The sequence below is a fragment of the Peribacillus simplex genome, assembly GCF_030123325.1.
GTDB classification, from domain to species: domain Bacteria; phylum Bacillota; class Bacilli; order Bacillales; family DSM-1321; genus Peribacillus; species Peribacillus simplex_D.
Genome location: NZ_CP126106.1, coordinates 1549650 through 1567013 on the forward strand (window position 1 = coordinate 1549650; position 17364 = coordinate 1567013).

The window sequence follows — 17364 nt, forward strand, 5'->3', positions numbered from 1 at the left end:
GGTTTTTCATGCGTCAGAATATATATGAATTCATTCAAACAAACGAAGATATGCGTAATTACTTGAGGATTCAGCCTGCATGGTACAAAAGGTTAATGCGCAATCCCCATGAAGTGGATGTGTTTGAAACCGAAGCGAAATATTACTTTGAGAAATCGATTCCACATCGGGTCTCTAAATTTTCGGAGAGCGTTCAGGTTGCCTCAATGATGCTTCATATGTTTCAAGCGATGAATGCTTCAGGTGAATGAAGAAAATAAGAGTAAATTACTCCTTTTGGCGAACAATAAAGGCAAAAGGGGGGCGATGGAATGAGAAAGTTGATTTTGGTTCTCACAGTGTTGATGGCAGCGTCGGGTTGTGGAAAGAAAATACCGGAACCTGAAAATTCAGGAGTAGCCATGCAAGGTGTTACTACACTTAAAGCTGCCACCACTGTATCGAGCATCCCAAACTCAGATGAGGACTTTCGGGTAAAAACTTTTGTAAAAGGCAACTCTGTCTATGTCGAATGCTACTTGAAAAACTATGGATTTTCAGAATCAAATCCTGAACAATTGGCAACTGTGTCCGTATTTATTGATAATCAAAAGAAAGTCGATATGAAAACGGCAGCATTTATCTTAAAGGATGTCCCAAATGGCATGCATAAAATTAAGCTGGAAGTCTTGAAAGGTTCAGGTGAAAAAACAGGGTTACAAAAAGAGATTGAGGTACATATCACTTCCTCGATTTAATCAAACCATTAGCATCTAAAAGGGAGAAATGGTAAAATGGTTGTGGAGGTGAGCTTGTTAATGCTTGCTACTATGGAAATCATCGACATTTTACAACAGGCTGATGGATTAGCTGAAATGATCCTTCATTCTGAAATAGGGGAAGAATACCTCATTAGTTTATATAAATTACAAGGCGACAAAGAGGCACAGCGGAAAATTTCCAAGTTTACTTCGCTAAAGGATCTATTTGAAGATGTTCAAAGGTTCGGTAAATATCATCCGGATTATAAACGCATCAATTTAGAAACCAGGCAAGCTAAACGAGACATGGATATGCATCCTGCCGTAGCAAGGTTTAAGCGGGCTGAGACCGAATTGCAATCCGTTCTTGATGAAATAAGCGGAAAAATTGGCCTAGCCGTTTCTGAACAGGTCAAAACCCCAGCGGGGAATCCATTTTTTGTTTCATCAGGTGGATGTTCAACGGGAAGCTGCGGAACCGGGGGAAGTTGTGGATGCTCTGCTTAAGGTAATGGCAAGAATGGTCATTCAGGCCGGTATATAAGAACATGCAGCCATCGAAATTCGGGTTGTTACGGAGTTCGGTGGCTGTGTCATGTAAGGAACCTTCGTCTAGACAGTGGGTCAACCGGATACGTTACAAAGCGATTAACTGCGATATAAGATACAATCCGGACAAAGGTTGCCACAGCAAAACATCTTTTGCTGCGGTACATAAAAACGATGCCGGAAAACATATAAATGTTCTTCCTGCCGTACGAAAATGGTTTCACAATGAAGCTGCTTGCCACGCATTGAAAGGCTTGCGGCCTTTTTTATTAAGAAAGAAAGCTTACTATTACCATTTTGTGCCGGGTGATAATGGATATATATAAATGGTATACCTGTGAACTTTTTTATCGAAGCTTGGGTAATTTCATCATTATCTAATAGATGATCAATAAATTGATGCCAAATTTGGTTTAAATCCATCGTTGTTTGGCTCCCTTCACAGTATATATATTCACAATAGTGAGAGAATTTTGTTTATAATCTTTTTTCTTGGTTGAAAGTAAAGATTCTGCTATGCTACACTTAGTTAAAACCTTTATAAAAGGGAGTTATTGATATGCTTGGAGCGAGACAGGGAATCATCGTCTATTTACATACATTAAAACAAGCCAAAATGCTTAGGAAATTTGGAAATATCCATTATGTTTCAAAAAAGCTGAAATATGTAGTGCTTTATACGAATATGGATGAAGTGGAACCACTAGTGGAAAAGCTGAATAATTATTCGTTCGTTAAAAAAGTGGACCTTTCTTACAAGCCTTTTTTGAAGGTGGAGTTCGAAAACTCCAAACCGGATAAAGCGAAAGAATATGATTATAAAATGGGAATTTGAAAAAAGCTGACTCATGCGGAGTCAGCCTTTTTCAATGTCTGGCATCGGCATCTTTCAACCTAATGGGGGCAGATATCTATTCATTCGCAAAATGCCGATTAAGTGTTGGTAGTACAACTCGACTTCTGCAAATAGCACCGAAGGTTTCACGTCGATTTCAATAATTGGCCTATCCAGTTCCTCCGCCAAGTTCTCAAAAAGCTCATAGCGTTTGTTTTTGGTGGCATGAGGGTTCGGTATGCCTTCACGGCAAATGTAAAGTGGCTGGAATTTCCCAGGATCCGTGGGCTGCATGACGATAACCAATGAAGTTACCTTTTTATCATCTATGGTAGTATGCATGGCCAAAAGCCTCGCAACTCGATGTTTCTGATTGCGGCCCACTTCCAGCAACTCATATATATCGGAATATCCTTGTCCAATTTCAATAAAACGTTGAATCAATTAAACCTCTCCTAACTAACTTATTATTCATTACTTTATCATTATCCCTCATAAAAGAGAAGGACAAGTTCATTGACGAATCATGACAAAGAAAATTAGATATCAGAGGTTTATCAAAAAAAAAAAGCCCTGCAAAAATATGCAGGGTCCTTCTATGTCTAACTAAGGACCAGAAGGCAAAGGGAGAGGAGAAACCGGAGGAAGAACTTATGGGGAAACGTAAGCCTTCTCCGCGGTTGGCAACAACACCTAAAAAGGAATGTTGTTATTCACATTATTGCCAAAACCCACTTTATTATTCAAAATGTAAAAGATTTATAAAAAGAATAGTTATCTTCCTTTCATGGTCCGAAATGATAAGTCGATTTTCATCTTGGAAGTGAAGCCAAATCGCTTTAAATATTGGCTAGCTTTTTCTAATATGTTAGGATAGGAAAGTAACAGAAATTTGTCATAAAATGTGGTGAGGATTATGAGGGTCGTTTCCGGAATTTGCAAAGGAAGACCACTTAAGGCTGTACCGGGTACAGGAACCCGGCCGACTACTGATAAAGTCAAGGAATCCATTTTCAACATGATTGGTCCTTATTTCGAAGGAGGGCTGGTCCTCGACTTGTTTGCAGGTAGCGGTGGACTGGGAATTGAAGCGTTAAGCAGAGGCATGGATAAAGCCATATTTGTCGACCGGGATTTTAAAGCAAATCAAACAGTTAAGGCCAATTTGGAACTATGCAAGTTTTCAGACCGTGCAGAAGTTTATAAAAATGATTCAGAGCGTGCACTGAAGGCTTTGGTGAAAAGGGAAATGACTTTTGAATTGATTTTTCTTGATCCACCTTATAAGAAACAAAAGCTTGTCGAAATTCTTGAAGAAATACATAAATACCGCTTGCTGAACGATATGGGATACATTGTTTGTGAGCATGGCCATGATGTTACATTGCCAGAAAAAGTTGGTGACTTTACCGTTAAGAGAAAAGAAGTTTATGGCGTCATTGCCGTTACGATTTATCAATGGGGAAACGTACACGAACAGGGGGAACTATGAATGTCCAAAATAGCAATTTGTCCGGGGAGTTTTGATCCAATAACATTTGGTCATCTTGATATCATTCAAAGGGGAGCGAATGTTTTTGATGAGGTATATGTGGTCATCGTGAACAATTCAGCGAAAAATTCACTTTTTACTGTGGAGGAGAGACTGGAATTGATTACTGAAGCGACTGCCCATATGCCCAATGTTAAAGTGGATTTCTATCAGGGATTGACGGTCGACTATGCTGAAAGCGTTTCCGCGAATGCCATCATCAGGGGATTGAGGGCCACTTCCGACTTTGAATATGAAATGCAGGGAACTTCGATGAACCGATTCCTTAACAATAAAATAGAGTCATTCTTTATCATGACGAAAAATCAATATTCTTTCTTGAGTTCAAGTATCGTGAAGGAGGTTGCGAAGTATGGCGGGGATATCTCCGAACTAGTGCCAACTGTCGTCGAGAAAGCTCTGGCCAAAAAATACGAGGAACTGAAAGGATAGAAAAAAGAGATAGCAAACGCGCAACGCTCTGAGTTTGTAGACAAAAGGAATTGCAATTTTAAATAAAGTTGATTGGAACAAGGGTACGAGACTCCTGACTAGAAAATGGCGTCCATGGGAGACCCCACAGGCGCCAAGAGCGCCGAGGAGGCTTCCGGACCGCCCGTGGAAGGCGAGTGCCTGGAGTGGAAATCTACTTTCATATTACATTTCCTCAAAAAAAATGTAGCCAATCATTAATAGTATCGAGTTTGTCTACAGTCTGAGAGCATTGCAAACGCGCAATGCTCTTTTTTCGGGTTTACGAAAGGCCTTTAAATAGCCTTTTGGTAAATATGATGATGTATAGGATCAAAAATACGAGTGTTAGAATGGGGCCGAAATCAAGCATGTTCTGATATAGGGAATTCGCATGTTCACCGGAACCGCTGACTGGGAATGCATTTATCGGGCTGCCGCTGTACATATTGCCTTTATATAATGGTTCCCAAAGTAAGATGGTAATCATGGATGCCAGTAGGCCATGTGCTATCCTTGCCAGGAAAAAGGGAGTGAAACGAATGTCTGTTGCGGCAATGATGCTGGCAACTTGCGCTTGAATGCTGAAACCGTTGAAAGCTAAGATGAAACTTGTCATCACAGTTTGCTGAAAAAGTGTCGCATCTTCGACAGTACTGGTTAATTTTGAACCAAGAGTCATTTCAAACATTCCTGATATGAAGGGGAGGCTTAAGGAATCGGGGAATTTGAAAATATGTAATATCCCTCCTACCCCCGATGCCAGCAATCCGGTAATGTTCATATGAAATAAAAGTTTGTTCACCACCGAAAAGAGAATGATGAACCCCCCGATCATTAATAGGGTTTGAATGGATGAGAGTACCGCATCTCCAAGTAAACTGCCGAATGGTCTTGTTTCTTTTATTCTGGTTCGATGCATTTGGCTAAAGGCTTGTCTTATGGAGGGGAGCTTGGCCATTACATTTGTATGGGATTTTTCTTCCTTCCAACGGTAAAAACGCATGATGATGCCTACACAAAAATTTCCTAGGTAGTGGGAAAGTGCAAGGATGATACCTAAATGAGGATTGTGGAAAAACCCAACGGCAACGGCAACGAACAGGAACAATGGATTGGATGAATTAGTAAAACAAACGAGTCTTTCAGCTTCGATGCGGGTCAATTGTTCTTCCTGACGAAGCCTTACAGTGAATTTCGCCCCAGCTGGAAAACCTGATGCAAGTCCCATCGCCCAAACGAAACCGCCCACTCCGGGTACACGGAATAAGGGACGCATGAATGGTTCGAGCATGACGCCAATGAACCTGACAACACCAAAACTGATTAATAACTCCGAGAGAATCAGGAAAGGTAGAAGCGAAGGGAAAACAATTGTCCACCAAATATTCAGTCCGCCTTTGGAAGCTTCAAAGGATTCTTGGGGGAAGATGATCAAGCCAACTGCCATCATCGTGACGGAGGTAGCTAACAGTACTGTTTTAGATTTTGATTTTAGCAAAATTCAGCCTCCTCTTGAAGGTTTCTAAATAAGGGCAGTTCGTTTCGTATATAATAAAATATGAACTTCCTTTTCTCGAGAAGTAAGCGCATGATGGAATTTGGATGGTACCGACATGTATAAATGAGGATGATCCGCTCAATGGAATTTTCAATGAAGACCTCACTTTATTGGCTACATAGGTTATATCCGCCATGCTTGTTTCACTGTCAATATAAATAATATGCTTCTATAAATCCGTTTAAGACCATAACTTTGAATGAGTGTTATTTCAATATTTTGAACTAGTTACAGCGGGAGGGATATCTTTGTCGAAACCAAAGGTCGGGCTTGCACTTGGGTCAGGAGGAGCTAGGGGGTTTGCACATATTGGCGTGATAAAGGTATTACAGCAAGAAGGCATTCCGATAGATATGATTGCAGGAAGCAGCATGGGGGCTATGGTTGCTGCCTTTTATGGAGCGGGTTCGGATATCGAGAGGCTGTATAAGTTGTCCCGTGCATTTAAGAGAAAGTATTATTTAGACTTCACCATACCTAAAATGGGCTTCATTTCGGGTAAACGGACAAAGGATTTAATCAGGGTATTTACATATGGCAAGAAATTTGAAGAACTTGATATTCCTGTGGCGGTGGTCGCCACTGATATAAAAACGGGGGAAAAAGTCATTTTTCAGGAAGGTCCCATAGCACCAGCTGTAAGGGCAAGCATCTCCATTCCCGGCATTTTCACTCCCGAAAAAATCGGAAACAGACTGCTTGTTGATGGAGGCGTTGTTGACAGGGTTCCTGTTTCAGTCGTGAAGGATATGGGAGCAGACATCATAATTGGTGTGGATGTAGCCCACGTGAAACAGGATATGGAGATAAACTCCATCTATGACGTCATCATGCAAAGCCTCGATATCCTGCAAATGGAGCTGGTTAAGAGCAGGGAGTTTGCTTCAGACGTCATGATACGCCCCAGGGTGGAGAAATACAGCTCGAAATCATTTACAAACGTACAGGAAATAATTAGTATTGGAGAAGAAGCGGCAAGAGGAAAGATAGATCAAATTAAGCAGAGTATTGTTACTTGGAAGGAGTCCTTTGAAGATGAGCCGTAAAATGTATGTACGCACTTTCCTGGTGGTGGCTATACTTCTCATAGCATCAGCCCTTTATTCCCTACCTTTTTATGTATCAAAACCAGGAATGGCTAAAGAATTGGAGCCGATCATTGAGGTATCCGGAGGAGATGAAGCAAAAGGAAGCTTTATGTTAACCACTGTAAGGATGGGCCGGGCGAATGTATATTCCTACATGCTGGCGAAGTGGAGCAAATATCAGGAACTCTATCCGGAAACCTCCATTCGAAGCGAAGATGAAACAGATGAAGAATATAATATCAGGCAGCTGCACTTAATGGATGGTTCTAAAAATAATGCCATTCAGATCGCATATGAAAAAGCAGGAAAAGAAGTCGATTACGTGTACCTGGGTGTATATGTTTTGGACGTGCTAAAAGGAATGCCGGCAGCTAAAGAGCTGAAAGCGGGCGATCAAATCATCCAGGTCGATGATGTTAAATTCAAGTCTGCACAGGAGTTCATGAACTATATTAACGGAAAGAAGGCTGGTGACGAAGTTAAAATAGTGTATAAGCGGGAAGAGACGGAGAAAACGGCCATTCTTTCTTTGCAGCCTTTTAAAAATGACCCAAATAGGGTAGGAATAGGCATTTCGCTTGATGATAATCGAAAAGTGACCACAACACCGGCGATTTCCATAGATTCAGAACAAATAGGCGGTCCTTCGGCTGGTTTAATGTTTTCATTGGAAATTTATAATCAATTAACAAAGGGCGATCTAACAAATGGATATGACATAGCGGGTACAGGAACGATGTCAGACGATGGGACAGTCGGTCCAATTGGAGGAATTCAACAGAAAATAGTTGCAGCCGATAAGTCTGGAGCCGAAATATTCTTTGCCCCTAATGAAAACGGAGCAGCAGGTTCGAATTATGAAGATGCACTTATTGCAGCAAAGGATATCGACACGGACATGAAGATCGTGCCGGTGGACAACTTTGATGATGCAATAGACTATTTAACGAAGCTAAAAGGAAAGGAAAAATGAAAAAAAAGCGCAGGCAGTCATCTACTGTTTGCGCTTTTTTTGTTTATTGATTTTTAATCTTATCTTAAGGATGGTTGGGCCAAGCTTGAACCATTCTTCATTTGAAAATGATGGGAGATTCATATTCCCGTTTCATCAATGCAGTTTGATATGGTTCGGACAAACCCAATGCATATACCTGTGCCGCTCGCAAGTCCGTATCGATGTCCTGTTTGTGATAGGACGAAAGTTTAGAGATGAGCGGGAGCGGTAAGCCTTTTTTTACAGTGCGAAGATATTCTTGTCCCCGGCCATTCATGCCAAGAAGTCTGATATAGGCTGGTTGGTCATTGTGAATCACCTGTTCCTTTAATGTATGAGTCATTATATGGACACACATCCGTTGTAGTCGTGTCCATGTGTAGCGTTTTGTCTTCAGGGCTGCCATGAATCCAGAAAAGCTCGAAGATTGTTTGGCCATCTCCTTTATCCGGTGTTCAATGCCTTCCTCAATTTCGTATATTCCTGCCAATTCGGCTAAAGAGGAAGAAAGGATTCGGTATTTCAACATGGGCCAATACATTTCCCACTCATGCAAGGCATGGTAGTGGGTTAAATATTGCTCAAGACCATTCATCGTCGGTTGAGGAATATAATTGGAAACAGCATTTAACCCCTTGTGTTCATGGATGGCTTTACGTATCCCCGTTGCACTGGCAATAGGGTCTTTGGACAACTTTGTTTCATGGTATCCGGCAGCGACCCTTTGAATCGTATAAGGGCGAATGGAGTAGCCGTTTGAAAGTGCAGCACTTACGTATTCCTTTCCAAGAATATTATTTGGCTTTGTCAAATCCAATCCGGCATCACCATTGATGATAGATCGATAAGCCTGGGCAGCGCTGGCCGGATAACTATTACCGTCATCCATGGCCGATTTGATTGCGGCATCGAATGCAGCGGAATTATCCGAAAGAATTCTGTGGGCGGTGATGAATGGTTCAATTCTGCCATCCTCGCTTCCAAAACAAAAGGAGTCACAGCCAAGGGATTCCAAAAGGGAAATAGATCCTTTGGCAAATATTTCCGCCTTCTGTGTCGCGAAAGCGTAGGGCAGCTCAATGACAAGATCTATGCCGCCGTTCAAGGCCATTTCGGCACGTGTCCACTTGCTGACGATAGCGGGCTCGCCACGCTGCAAGAAGGGTCCGCTCATAACAGCGACCACAACATCCGCACCTGTTTTTTCTCTACTTTCTCTTGCATGTAAAACATGTCCATTGTGAAAAGGGTTATATTCGACTACTAAACCGCAAGCTTTCATTCGTTCACCTCAGAGAAAAACTTTGTATTTTATCAACTTAGTGCTAAAATAGTATTTCAAGTAAAATTACTATAAGTAATCGTCCGGATTCTTTGTTTGAAATGATTCCTAAACTTAGACAATCAGTTAGGATGACTACATTATAGTGTAAAGAAAAAATATTGACAAACTTATAATTGAAAGCTATAATTATTTTTGTTGCCTTGAGGTGATTTCAATTGAAATGGACGATTAGTCAACTTCAAAAAATTCGGGACAAAGATTTACGGTTTGATGAACTGGTGGATGTCTTGGACATTAGAGAAAGAGACCCGCAAATTCGCGATGTTTCTCCGATCAGAGTAGCAGGAAGGGCTGATATCAGCTCGACCGAGATTACTTTTCACTTGCATCTTTCAGGTGAATTAACATTACCTTGCTCCCGTACACTGGTAGACGTTAAATATCCGATTGATATTGATACAAAGGAAACCTTTCTTTTAAAGGCAGATGGCACTGATTTCTACGGAGATGATGTCACTGTTGTGGAAGGTGAAGTTGTAGACCTAATACCGGTAATTAAAGAAAATTTATTGCTAGAAATTCCGATGCAGGTTTTTTGTGAGGATGTCGATTCGAACGAAGCTGCTCCTCAATCCGGGAAAGACTGGGCCGTTATTTCTGAAGAGGAAAATGAGCATAAGGTTGATCCGAGATTTGCAAAGCTTGCCGACTTTTTTGACAACAATAAAGAATCTTGATTGGAACGAAAAATCGTTAATCCGATTTTTCCAGCTTTTTTATATTTTTTAAGGAGGTGGGAATAATGGCTGTACCTTTTAGAAGAACGTCGAAAACTGTAAAAAGAAAACGTCGTACGCACTTCAAGCTTCAAGTACCTGGTATGGTAGAATGCCCGAGCTGTGGTGGAATGACTCTTTCACATCACGTTTGTAAAGAATGTGGAACATATAAAGGAAAAGAAGTTGTCGCAAAATAATTTCTTGACCTACTTGAAAGCTTTGCTTTCTTGATGCAACACGCTAATCAAAGCGCAGGGATTTTTCTCTGTGCTTTTTTTACAAATATATTTGGCAGAATATTTTGAATCATCTATGTTTACCGATGATTTTGGAGAAGGTGTTTACATGGATCAGGTGATTGAAATTGAAAAGGATAAACGCGGTTTCGTGAAGCTCCTATTTAATAGACCGGAGAAAAGGAATGCCGTGAATTATCAATTGATGGACGAACTTGAGTCGATATTGTCAGAGGCTGCATACGATGATGAAGTTAAGTTGCTAGTCCTGACAGGGGCGGGCTCCGAGGCATTCTGTTCAGGCGGGGATTTAAGGGAATTTCAGGATTTGCACACAGAAGAAGAGGCCTTTGCTATGTTATCGAAAATGGGTGAAATTCTGTATAAACTAGCAGTTTTCCCAAAACCAACAATAGCGCTCATCAATGGAAGTGCTTTCGGCGGTGGATGCGAAATAGCGACAGCTTGTGATTTCAGAATAGCAAAGAGCGAAGTCAAGCTAGGTTTTGTGCAAGGTACACTGGGAATAACGACAGGCTGGGGCGGAGCTTCACTTTTACTTGAAAAAATACCAGAACAAAAAGCGCTAAAGCTATTATTGGATGCAAAAATACATAAAGCTGAGGAAGCAAAGGAATTTGGTTTCGTAGATGAGATAGTCGGAGAAGGTACGGATGGATGGGAAAGGTTCGCAGAAGATTTTCTCCGCCATGAGACAGGGGTATTGATGGCCTATAAACGATTGCTGGTCCATAAATGGCAGGGTAGCGGGCTTAAAGGAAGAATGGATGCGGAAATCCGGGAATGTTCCAAACTGTGGGCGAGTGATGAGCATCATGCTGCGGTCGATCGTTTTTTAAATAAGAAAAAATAAATATTACACGCTCTATATATCTTCTATCTTTCCTAGCATGTGCATATTATGAATTAAAACTTGCTGGGAGGTAGAGAGATGACGATTGCGAGACAAGATGCATGGACTCATGATGAGGATTTGCTGTTGGCTGAAGTGGTACTGAGGCATATACGAGAAGGCAGTACACAATTAAAGGCGTTTGAAGAAGTGGGGAAACAGTTATCGAGGACATCTGCTGCTTGTGGGTTCCGTTGGAATTCATTTGTAAGGAAGCAATATAAGTCAGGGATAGAGCTGGCGAAAAAACAAAGGAAGGAACAGGTAGTCAATAATCCTGAAATGGAAAGGGATTCGGTTGCAGCGGCGGAGCATGTCGCGATTGAAGAAAAAACGCCCGAGCATGAAGATAAAGAATCTATTACCCTTCAGGAAGTTATATTATATTTAACCAAAATGGATGAATTCTTTCAGCTTGATAATAAGGAAAAAGAACGGATTTCTGAACGGTCCCTATTTCTTGAACGGGAAAATGTCCGATTATTGGAAGAGAATGTATTGCTTAAAGAAAACCTGAAAGCTGTTGAGGAAGATTACCGTGCGTTAATGCAGATAATGGAGCGCGCAAGAAAACTTAGTGTACAAGAGGACGAAAAGACTAATCCGAAGGTGAGCTTCCAAATGGATAAGAATGGTAATTTAGAGAGGGTCAATAAATAAAAAATGCGGGTGGGAAAATCCGCCCGCATTTTCTTGATGCTTCCTTATTCTTGTGTATCTATTTCTTTATTATCTTGTATGTCAAATGGGCTCCAAATCAGCGGGTTTTCTCCGAGGTCCCTGTCCAAATCATAGGAAACAGCAGAAAAACCCATCTTTTTCCAAAAGTCTTGTGAATGAACTCTTGGATTGGTTTTGATAGGCATGTTCAGGCTTTTGGCGAATTCGACCAAAGCTCTTCCATAACCTTTTTTCTGATAGTTAGGCAGGACTTCAAGTTTCCAAAGAACAAGGAAGTCCCTAGACTTGTCAAAATACTGGTCAAATTTAGCGCTTCTTTTATACAGGCTCATGCGGGCTACAAGTTTGTCGCCATAAAAGATTCCGTAAAAAGGTGATTGGCTGTCATTTTCGATGATGTTACCCTCTAAATCATCTAGCATTGACAATTCCTGTATTCCGTATTCTTTGAATTTTTTGAATTCCTCAAGCGTTTTAAAATTTACAAGTAATCGTTCCACCTTGTATTCCATAAAAAAGCTCCCCCTTAATTCTGATAAACCTCTTCCGATAGTACCCTTTGAAAGTCATCCACTGATCTTCACCATGTGGAATTCCAGCTTAGGTCAAATCTATTATGACATCATCGACTTATCCTAGCTGTCTAAATGCTTAAAGCCTTTTATCCCCCGCACTTTTCCCTTCGATTTCTCGTGGGTTAAGTTTGGAGTTATCTTTTGTTCCTAAAAGTATTCAAAATGGCTAAGCTTTTCGTATCTAATATACCATTAAATTAACGCTTAAAGAAGAAAATATATCTTCAATGGCGTATTAATAATACTTTCCATCGGTTTTTTTAACGAGCCATTGTTAATGGCAGTTCAATTTCATACAATTTCCAACCATGGGAAAATTGATGCAGGCTAAAAAAGATAATGTGATAAAATAGTGAATATATTTCAAAAAGTAAGGAAGGGTATTATGAGAATTGGAATCATTGGGGGAGGGGCCATAGGGCTGCTGTTTGCGTCTCATTTAAGTGAAAAACATGGTGTGACACTCTATACTCATACTGCGGATCAGGCGTCCATCATCCAACGCAATGGAATCCGTCTTATTGCTGATGGTGAAAGCAGGCTGCTGACAGGCATCATTTCCAAGGGCCTCGATGATGGGATATCGGATGTGGATCTTCTAATATTGGCCGTCAAGCAATATCACTTGCCGCAGATATTGCCTAGGATCAAAAATATTCAGGTTCCATTGCTTTTCTTGCAGAATGGCTATGGACATATTTCTTATTTAAAGCAGCTTCAATCCCCGACCATATATGTGGGGGTAGTGGAGCATGGGGCATTGAAACATGACGGGAATACCGTGGAGCATACAGGGCACGGCATTACAAGGGTCGCTTCCTTTAAAGGGGAACTTGAGCCACTATCGTTAGTGAATGAAAGGATCGATCATTTTCCTTTTGCGAAGAGTGAGGATTTTCACTCGATGCTGATCGAAAAGCTTATCGTTAATGCAGTGATAAACCCATTAACGGCGATACTTGATGTAGAAAATGGCGGCTTAATCACCAACTCCTTTTACTACCAATTATTTCAAGACCTTTTTGAAGAAATCTCCGGTATCTTGGAAGTTCAAAATAAGGATGAGTCATTTGAACATGTGAAATCCGTTTGTATGGCAACTGCAGGAAATCGATCGTCAATGCTAAAAGATATAGAAAATGGCCGTAAAACGGAAATTGATGCTATTTTGGGTCATATCCTCTCGGAGGCAAAGAGTAAAGGGAAAAGTGATTGCCTGACATCTTCTCTATATAAGATGGTCAAAGGAAAAGAGTCTCAGGGGGGATGAGAATGTGACGTACGTAGTTTCAAACCTTGCCGCGATATTTATTACCTTGCCTTTTGTAGGGTATTTACTTTTTTTTATCAGTGCAAAACAATTCACTGGAAACCATAGGCGCTCCGTTCAATTTGCAATGGACATGAGTACGCTGCTGTTCATATTATCCGTCCATTATTTGATCATTACGATTTGGGATAAGCAAATTCTTTGGGTGATCATGCTGATCATGATCATCAACGCATTCGTGGTGGTCCTTGTCCATTACAAGGTAAAAGAAGAAATCATTTTCCATAAGGTATTAAAGGGTTTTTGGAGAGTGAACTTCGCCTTCTTTTTTGCGGCTTACCTTCTATTATTTTTCTTTGGAATAATTACAAGTATTACGAAGATATTGACTACATAACATAGAACATCGCATCAATTTTCTGCTGCTGGGCAACTTCTTTTGTTTTCTTAAACCGGAATGTTATACTCTAAAAAGAATTGTAGTTGCAGAGAAAGGGAGAACAGAAATGGAGATGAAAGATCTCGCGTTACCATCTTTAAACCGTTTTGCATCGGACTATTTACTAAACCGTCTTGAAACGGAGGATTATTTTCACTATGACTTGTCTAAGCCTGGCATTTATCTCAATAGATATAATGAATTGATGAACCGCTCTTTTTTACGTGATGAATTGTCGGACTACATACAACAATACATGTCTCGTTTTTCAATCAGTGAGGCAGTTAAGGGGAATATTGAAAGGTTGCGCAGGGATGATTCCGTGGTTGTGATTGGAGGACAGCAGGCTGGGTTATTATCAGGGCCGCTGTATACCATTCATAAAGTGATTTCGATCATTAAGCTTGCGGAAGAACAGGAAAAAGAACTGGGGCAGCCAGTCATTCCAGTTTTTTGGATAGCTGGAGAAGATCATGATTTGGCTGAAGTCAATCATGTTTATGTTATGAAAAACGGTAAACCCGATAAAAAAAACTATCCTTCCTATCAGCCGTATAAAACAATGGTTTCTGATGTAGAGCTGGACACGGATAAGGCTGAGAAGTGGCTTGAGGAAATCATTGAAACTTATGGCGAAACGGCCTTTACGAATAAACTCCTGATTGATATGAAGGAAACCATAAAGCAATCGAATACATTCGTCGATTTCTTCGCCAGACTGATTCATGAATGGTTCAAAGAATATGGCCTTTTACTGGTCGATGCCGGAGATCCGGAATTAAGGCGAATTGAGAAGGCATACTTTGAATCGATGGTCAATGAAAGTGGACGGATTGCTGAAATGGTCGAAGAACAGCAATCATTCATGCATGCGAAAGGGTATGCAAAAATGATTGAAATGGATAAACGGGCAGCTAATTTATTTTATTATGATCCAGAAAAAAAAGATCGATGTTTACTCGAACGTGTAGAAGGCGGTTTCAGCGGGAAAAACGGTGAGGTATCATTTACCGGGGAGGAACTCTTGCAGATTGCCAAAAATCATCCTGAACGATTAAGCAACAATGTCATTACACGCCCGCTCATGCAGGAAATGCTTTTCCCTGTATTGGCTTTCGTATCTGGACCTGGGGAAATTGCTTATTGGGCAGAATTGAAAAAGGCATTTGAGTTATTTTCCATGAAGATGCCGCCTATCATTCCTAGGTTGAACATCACGCTGGTAGAGCGCAGTATCCATAGCGACCTTGAAGAAATGGAACTCAGTTTGGAAACTGTTCTGACTGAAGGAACCGCTAATGCTGTGAAAAGTTACCTTGATTCGGTGAAAGATGAGACGATTGAAACCCTGTTCGGGACACTGAAATCACAGCTTGAAGAGAACCATGAAAAGCTATTTGCCCACGCTGTTTCTTTAGATAGAGGACTTGAGCCGATGTTGAACAAAAACATTGAATTCATTCAAAAGCAATTGAATTTCATGTATGGCAAAATCGGTGACCGTACAAAGGAACGGCATTCGGTCATATTGAAAAAATATGAACGGATCGCAAATTCACTGTACCCTCTTGGGTCGCCCCAGGAGAGGATTTGGAATGTGTTTTATTACTTGAATCAATACGGGCCAGAGTTCGTACGGGATATGATGAAACTGGAATACCGGTTCAATAATCAGCATAAATTGATTTTCATTTAGAAAAAACATCCGTTTTGGGGAAAAGTGGCGGACACATCATTTTGAATAGGATAAAAAGACAGGTGCTGACGCCTGTCTTTTTTTCTGTTTCCTCGGCTCTTGTCAGGCAGTGCTTCGACAGTAATGGTGGGACTGCGTCTTAGTCTGAGTCCATTCGAGGAAATTGCATGTTTCTGTGAATAATTTGGCTAAATAAACTTAAGTAGAAAAGAAGGGAATTTTTACTTGGAAGGAGAAAGTAAAAACAAGTGGAGAAAGGTGGGGGAATGTGGTACATTGAGATTAGAATGTGGGGGTATTGGGTATGTTCATGGGAGAGTACCATCATAACATCGATATAAAGGGCCGTTTGATAGTCCCAGTGAAATTCAGGGAAAATCTCGGGGAGCAATTTGTCCTTACCCGCGGACTCGATCAATGTTTATTTGGTTACCCTATGGAAGAGTGGAAGCTGCTTGAAGAAAAGCTGAAAGCCCTGCCTTTAACAAAAAAAGATGCCCGAGCCTTTACCCGTTTTTTCTTTTCTGCAGCTACAGAATGCGAAATTGATAAACAAGGGCGAATTAATATCCCCACGCCGCTTACTTCATATGGCCAATTGGAAAAAGAATGTGTAATTCTTGGTGTTACCAATCGTATTGAGATTTGGAGCAAATCCCTTTGGGAAAACTATTTTTCAGCTTCTGAGGATTCTTTCGCTGAGATAGCAGAAAATATGATTGGCTTTGATATTTAAGGCTGCCCCCAGAAATAGGGTCACTCAATAACCGATTGGAAGGATGTCTAGCATGTTTCAACATACAACAGTGTTATTAAAAGAGACGGTTGATGGATTGAACATCAAACCTGATGGAATTTATGTGGATTGTACTTTAGGAGGAGCCGGTCACAGCGAATACTTACTTTCACAGCTCTCTGACAAGGGTAGGCTTTATGCTTTTGATCAGGACGAAACGGCGATTCGGAATGCTAAGGAAAAATTGGAAAGCTATGGCGAACGTATTGTTCTTGTTCCCAATAATTTTAAATACTTAAAAGAAGAGTTGAATGCCCGGGGAATCGAGAAAGTGGACGGGATCCTTTATGATTTAGGTGTGTCATCCCCACAATTGGATACACCAGAGCGTGGTTTCAGCTATAACCATGATGCACCTTTGGATATGAGGATGGACCAAAGTGCTGCCATTTCTGCCTATGATGTCGTGAATACTTGGTCATTCCATGATTTGCTGAGAATTTTCTTCCAATATGGTGAAGAAAAGTTTTCGAAACAAATTGCGAGGAAAATTGAAGCGGCTCGTGAAATAAAACCGATTGAAACGACGTTCGAGCTTGTGGAGTTAATTAAGGATGGGATACCGGCCCCGGCAAGACGTAAAGGCGGACACCCTGCGAAACGAGTGTTCCAAGCGATAAGAATCGCTGTGAATGACGAACTTGGTGTCTTTGAAGATTCCTTGGAGCAAGCCATATCGCTTTTGGATAAAGAAGGAAGAATATCTGTCATTACATTCCATTCACTAGAAGATAGAATTTGTAAAACGGTATTTAAAAAAGCCAGTAGCATGCCGGACCTTCCGCCTGGACTTCCAGTTATCCCGGATGAATTCAAACCAACCATGAAAATAATTACGAGAAAACCGATTTTGCCATCAGAAGAAGAATTGGAAGGGAATAATCGTTCCCGGTCGGCTAAGCTAAGAATCGCCGAAAAGCAATAA

Annotated in this window: 22 protein-coding genes; 17 read left to right on the plus strand and 5 right to left on the minus strand. The window is 40.9% G+C overall.

Annotated elements, in window-relative coordinates; all coding sequences use genetic code 11:
- The first annotated feature begins 8 nt into the window (after positions 1 to 8).
- Genes QNH43_RS07525 through QNH43_RS07535 form a run of 3 tightly spaced genes read left to right on the plus strand, consistent with a single transcriptional unit; the run spans position 9 to position 1247 of the window.
- Positions 9 to 251: a YlbE-like family protein gene (locus QNH43_RS07525; protein ID WP_076366714.1), complete on the plus strand. Its 243-nt coding sequence runs from the start codon at positions 9 to 11 to the stop codon at positions 249 to 251.
- A 60-nt stretch (positions 252 to 311) separates the two neighbouring features.
- Positions 312 to 737 carry a hypothetical protein gene (locus QNH43_RS07530; RefSeq protein ID WP_283917355.1) on the plus strand — a complete coding sequence of 142 codons (426 nt, stop codon included), beginning with the start codon at positions 312 to 314 and terminating at the stop codon, positions 735 to 737.
- Between the two features lie 60 nt (positions 738 to 797).
- On the plus strand, positions 798 to 1247 hold the full coding sequence (locus QNH43_RS07535) for a YlbF/YmcA family competence regulator (RefSeq protein WP_283918307.1): 450 nt from the start codon (positions 798 to 800) through the stop codon (positions 1245 to 1247).
- Between the two features lie 141 nt (positions 1248 to 1388).
- Here QNH43_RS07535 and QNH43_RS07540 read toward each other — a convergent pair whose 3' ends face one another.
- Positions 1389 to 1712, minus strand: coding sequence for a hypothetical protein (locus tag QNH43_RS07540; RefSeq protein WP_283917356.1), 324 nt, complete (start codon positions 1710 to 1712; stop codon positions 1389 to 1391).
- Between the two features lie 136 nt (positions 1713 to 1848).
- Between QNH43_RS07540 and QNH43_RS07545 the strand changes: the two genes are divergently transcribed.
- The gene (locus QNH43_RS07545; protein WP_048684554.1) at positions 1849 to 2124 is read left to right on the plus strand and encodes a YlbG family protein; all 276 of its coding nucleotides are present in this window, start codon (positions 1849 to 1851) and stop codon (positions 2122 to 2124) included.
- Positions 2125 to 2178: 54 nt separating this feature from the next.
- Here the strand turns inward: QNH43_RS07545 and QNH43_RS07550 are convergent, their stop codons facing one another.
- On the minus strand, positions 2179 to 2568 hold the full coding sequence (locus tag QNH43_RS07550; RefSeq protein ID WP_076366708.1) for a DUF7147 family protein: 390 nt from the start codon (positions 2566 to 2568) through the stop codon (positions 2179 to 2181).
- 472 nt (positions 2569 to 3040) lie between these two features.
- Between QNH43_RS07550 and rsmD the strand changes: the two genes are divergently transcribed.
- Together rsmD and coaD are read left to right on the plus strand one after the other, a co-directional pair.
- Positions 3041 to 3616, plus strand: a complete 576-nt coding sequence (rsmD, locus tag QNH43_RS07555; protein WP_034313946.1) for a 16S rRNA (guanine(966)-N(2))-methyltransferase RsmD — start codon at positions 3041 to 3043, stop codon at positions 3614 to 3616.
- Positions 3617 to 4108: a pantetheine-phosphate adenylyltransferase gene (gene coaD, locus QNH43_RS07560; RefSeq protein WP_076366704.1), complete on the plus strand. Its 492-nt coding sequence runs from the start codon at positions 3617 to 3619 to the stop codon at positions 4106 to 4108. It begins immediately after the preceding gene.
- A gap of 301 nt (positions 4109 to 4409) precedes the next feature.
- Here coaD and ylbJ read toward each other — a convergent pair whose 3' ends face one another.
- On the minus strand, positions 4410 to 5627 hold the full coding sequence (gene ylbJ, locus QNH43_RS07565) for a sporulation integral membrane protein YlbJ (RefSeq protein WP_283917357.1): 1218 nt from the start codon (positions 5625 to 5627) through the stop codon (positions 4410 to 4412).
- A gap of 308 nt (positions 5628 to 5935) precedes the next feature.
- Here ylbJ and QNH43_RS07570 point away from each other — a divergent pair, with 308 nt between their 5' ends.
- Together QNH43_RS07570 and QNH43_RS07575 are read left to right on the plus strand one after the other, a co-directional pair.
- Positions 5936 to 6733: a patatin-like phospholipase family protein gene (locus QNH43_RS07570; protein WP_076366700.1), complete on the plus strand. Its 798-nt coding sequence runs from the start codon at positions 5936 to 5938 to the stop codon at positions 6731 to 6733.
- Positions 6723 to 7748: a SepM family pheromone-processing serine protease gene (locus QNH43_RS07575; protein ID WP_283917358.1), complete on the plus strand. Its 1026-nt coding sequence runs from the start codon at positions 6723 to 6725 to the stop codon at positions 7746 to 7748. Before QNH43_RS07570 ends, QNH43_RS07575 begins: the two co-directional genes overlap by 11 nt.
- A 97-nt stretch (positions 7749 to 7845) precedes the next feature.
- Here the strand turns inward: QNH43_RS07575 and QNH43_RS07580 are convergent, their stop codons facing one another.
- Positions 7846 to 9051, minus strand: coding sequence for a nucleotidyltransferase (locus QNH43_RS07580; protein WP_283917359.1), 1206 nt, complete (start codon positions 9049 to 9051; stop codon positions 7846 to 7848).
- Between the two features lie 218 nt (positions 9052 to 9269).
- Here QNH43_RS07580 and QNH43_RS07585 point away from each other — a divergent pair, with 218 nt between their 5' ends.
- The 4 genes from QNH43_RS07585 (at position 9270) to QNH43_RS07600 (ending at position 11642) form a co-directional block, all read left to right on the plus strand.
- Positions 9270 to 9791: a YceD family protein gene (locus QNH43_RS07585; protein WP_076366694.1), complete on the plus strand. Its 522-nt coding sequence runs from the start codon at positions 9270 to 9272 to the stop codon at positions 9789 to 9791.
- A 65-nt stretch (positions 9792 to 9856) separates the two neighbouring features.
- Positions 9857 to 10030, plus strand: a complete 174-nt coding sequence (rpmF, locus tag QNH43_RS07590) for a 50S ribosomal protein L32 (RefSeq protein ID WP_034313929.1) — start codon at positions 9857 to 9859, stop codon at positions 10028 to 10030.
- A gap of 148 nt (positions 10031 to 10178) precedes the next feature.
- Positions 10179 to 10943 (plus strand): enoyl-CoA hydratase/isomerase family protein, encoded by a 765-nt coding sequence (locus QNH43_RS07595; protein WP_283917360.1) that lies wholly within the window; start codon positions 10179 to 10181, stop codon positions 10941 to 10943.
- Positions 10944 to 11021: 78 nt separating this feature from the next.
- The gene (locus tag QNH43_RS07600; RefSeq protein ID WP_283917361.1) at positions 11022 to 11642 is read left to right on the plus strand and encodes an RsfA family transcriptional regulator; all 621 of its coding nucleotides are present in this window, start codon (positions 11022 to 11024) and stop codon (positions 11640 to 11642) included.
- Between the two features lie 44 nt (positions 11643 to 11686).
- On the opposite strand, the gene QNH43_RS07605 is transcribed toward QNH43_RS07600, so the two are convergent.
- On the minus strand, positions 11687 to 12175 hold the full coding sequence (locus tag QNH43_RS07605; RefSeq protein ID WP_283917362.1) for an N-acetyltransferase: 489 nt from the start codon (positions 12173 to 12175) through the stop codon (positions 11687 to 11689).
- A 448-nt stretch (positions 12176 to 12623) separates the two neighbouring features.
- Here QNH43_RS07605 and QNH43_RS07610 point away from each other — a divergent pair, with 448 nt between their 5' ends.
- The 5 genes from QNH43_RS07610 to rsmH all read left to right on the plus strand — a co-directional run bounded on the left by QNH43_RS07610 (position 12624) and on the right by rsmH (position 17364).
- Entirely contained in the window at positions 12624 to 13508 is an 885-nt protein-coding gene (locus QNH43_RS07610) for a 2-dehydropantoate 2-reductase (RefSeq protein ID WP_283917363.1), read from the plus strand.
- A gap of 4 nt (positions 13509 to 13512) precedes the next feature.
- Positions 13513 to 13905, plus strand: coding sequence for a DUF3397 domain-containing protein (locus QNH43_RS07615; RefSeq protein WP_283917364.1), 393 nt, complete (start codon positions 13513 to 13515; stop codon positions 13903 to 13905).
- Positions 13906 to 14014: 109 nt separating this feature from the next.
- Complete coding sequence (gene bshC, locus QNH43_RS07620; RefSeq protein WP_283917365.1) at positions 14015 to 15643, plus strand: bacillithiol biosynthesis cysteine-adding enzyme BshC; 1629 nt, start codon at positions 14015 to 14017, stop codon at positions 15641 to 15643.
- Positions 15644 to 15947: 304 nt separating this feature from the next.
- The gene (gene mraZ / locus QNH43_RS07625; RefSeq protein ID WP_034313914.1) at positions 15948 to 16379 is read left to right on the plus strand and encodes a division/cell wall cluster transcriptional repressor MraZ; all 432 of its coding nucleotides are present in this window, start codon (positions 15948 to 15950) and stop codon (positions 16377 to 16379) included.
- 52 nt (positions 16380 to 16431) lie between these two features.
- Positions 16432 to 17364, plus strand: a complete 933-nt coding sequence (gene rsmH / locus QNH43_RS07630; protein WP_034313911.1) for a 16S rRNA (cytosine(1402)-N(4))-methyltransferase RsmH — start codon at positions 16432 to 16434, stop codon at positions 17362 to 17364.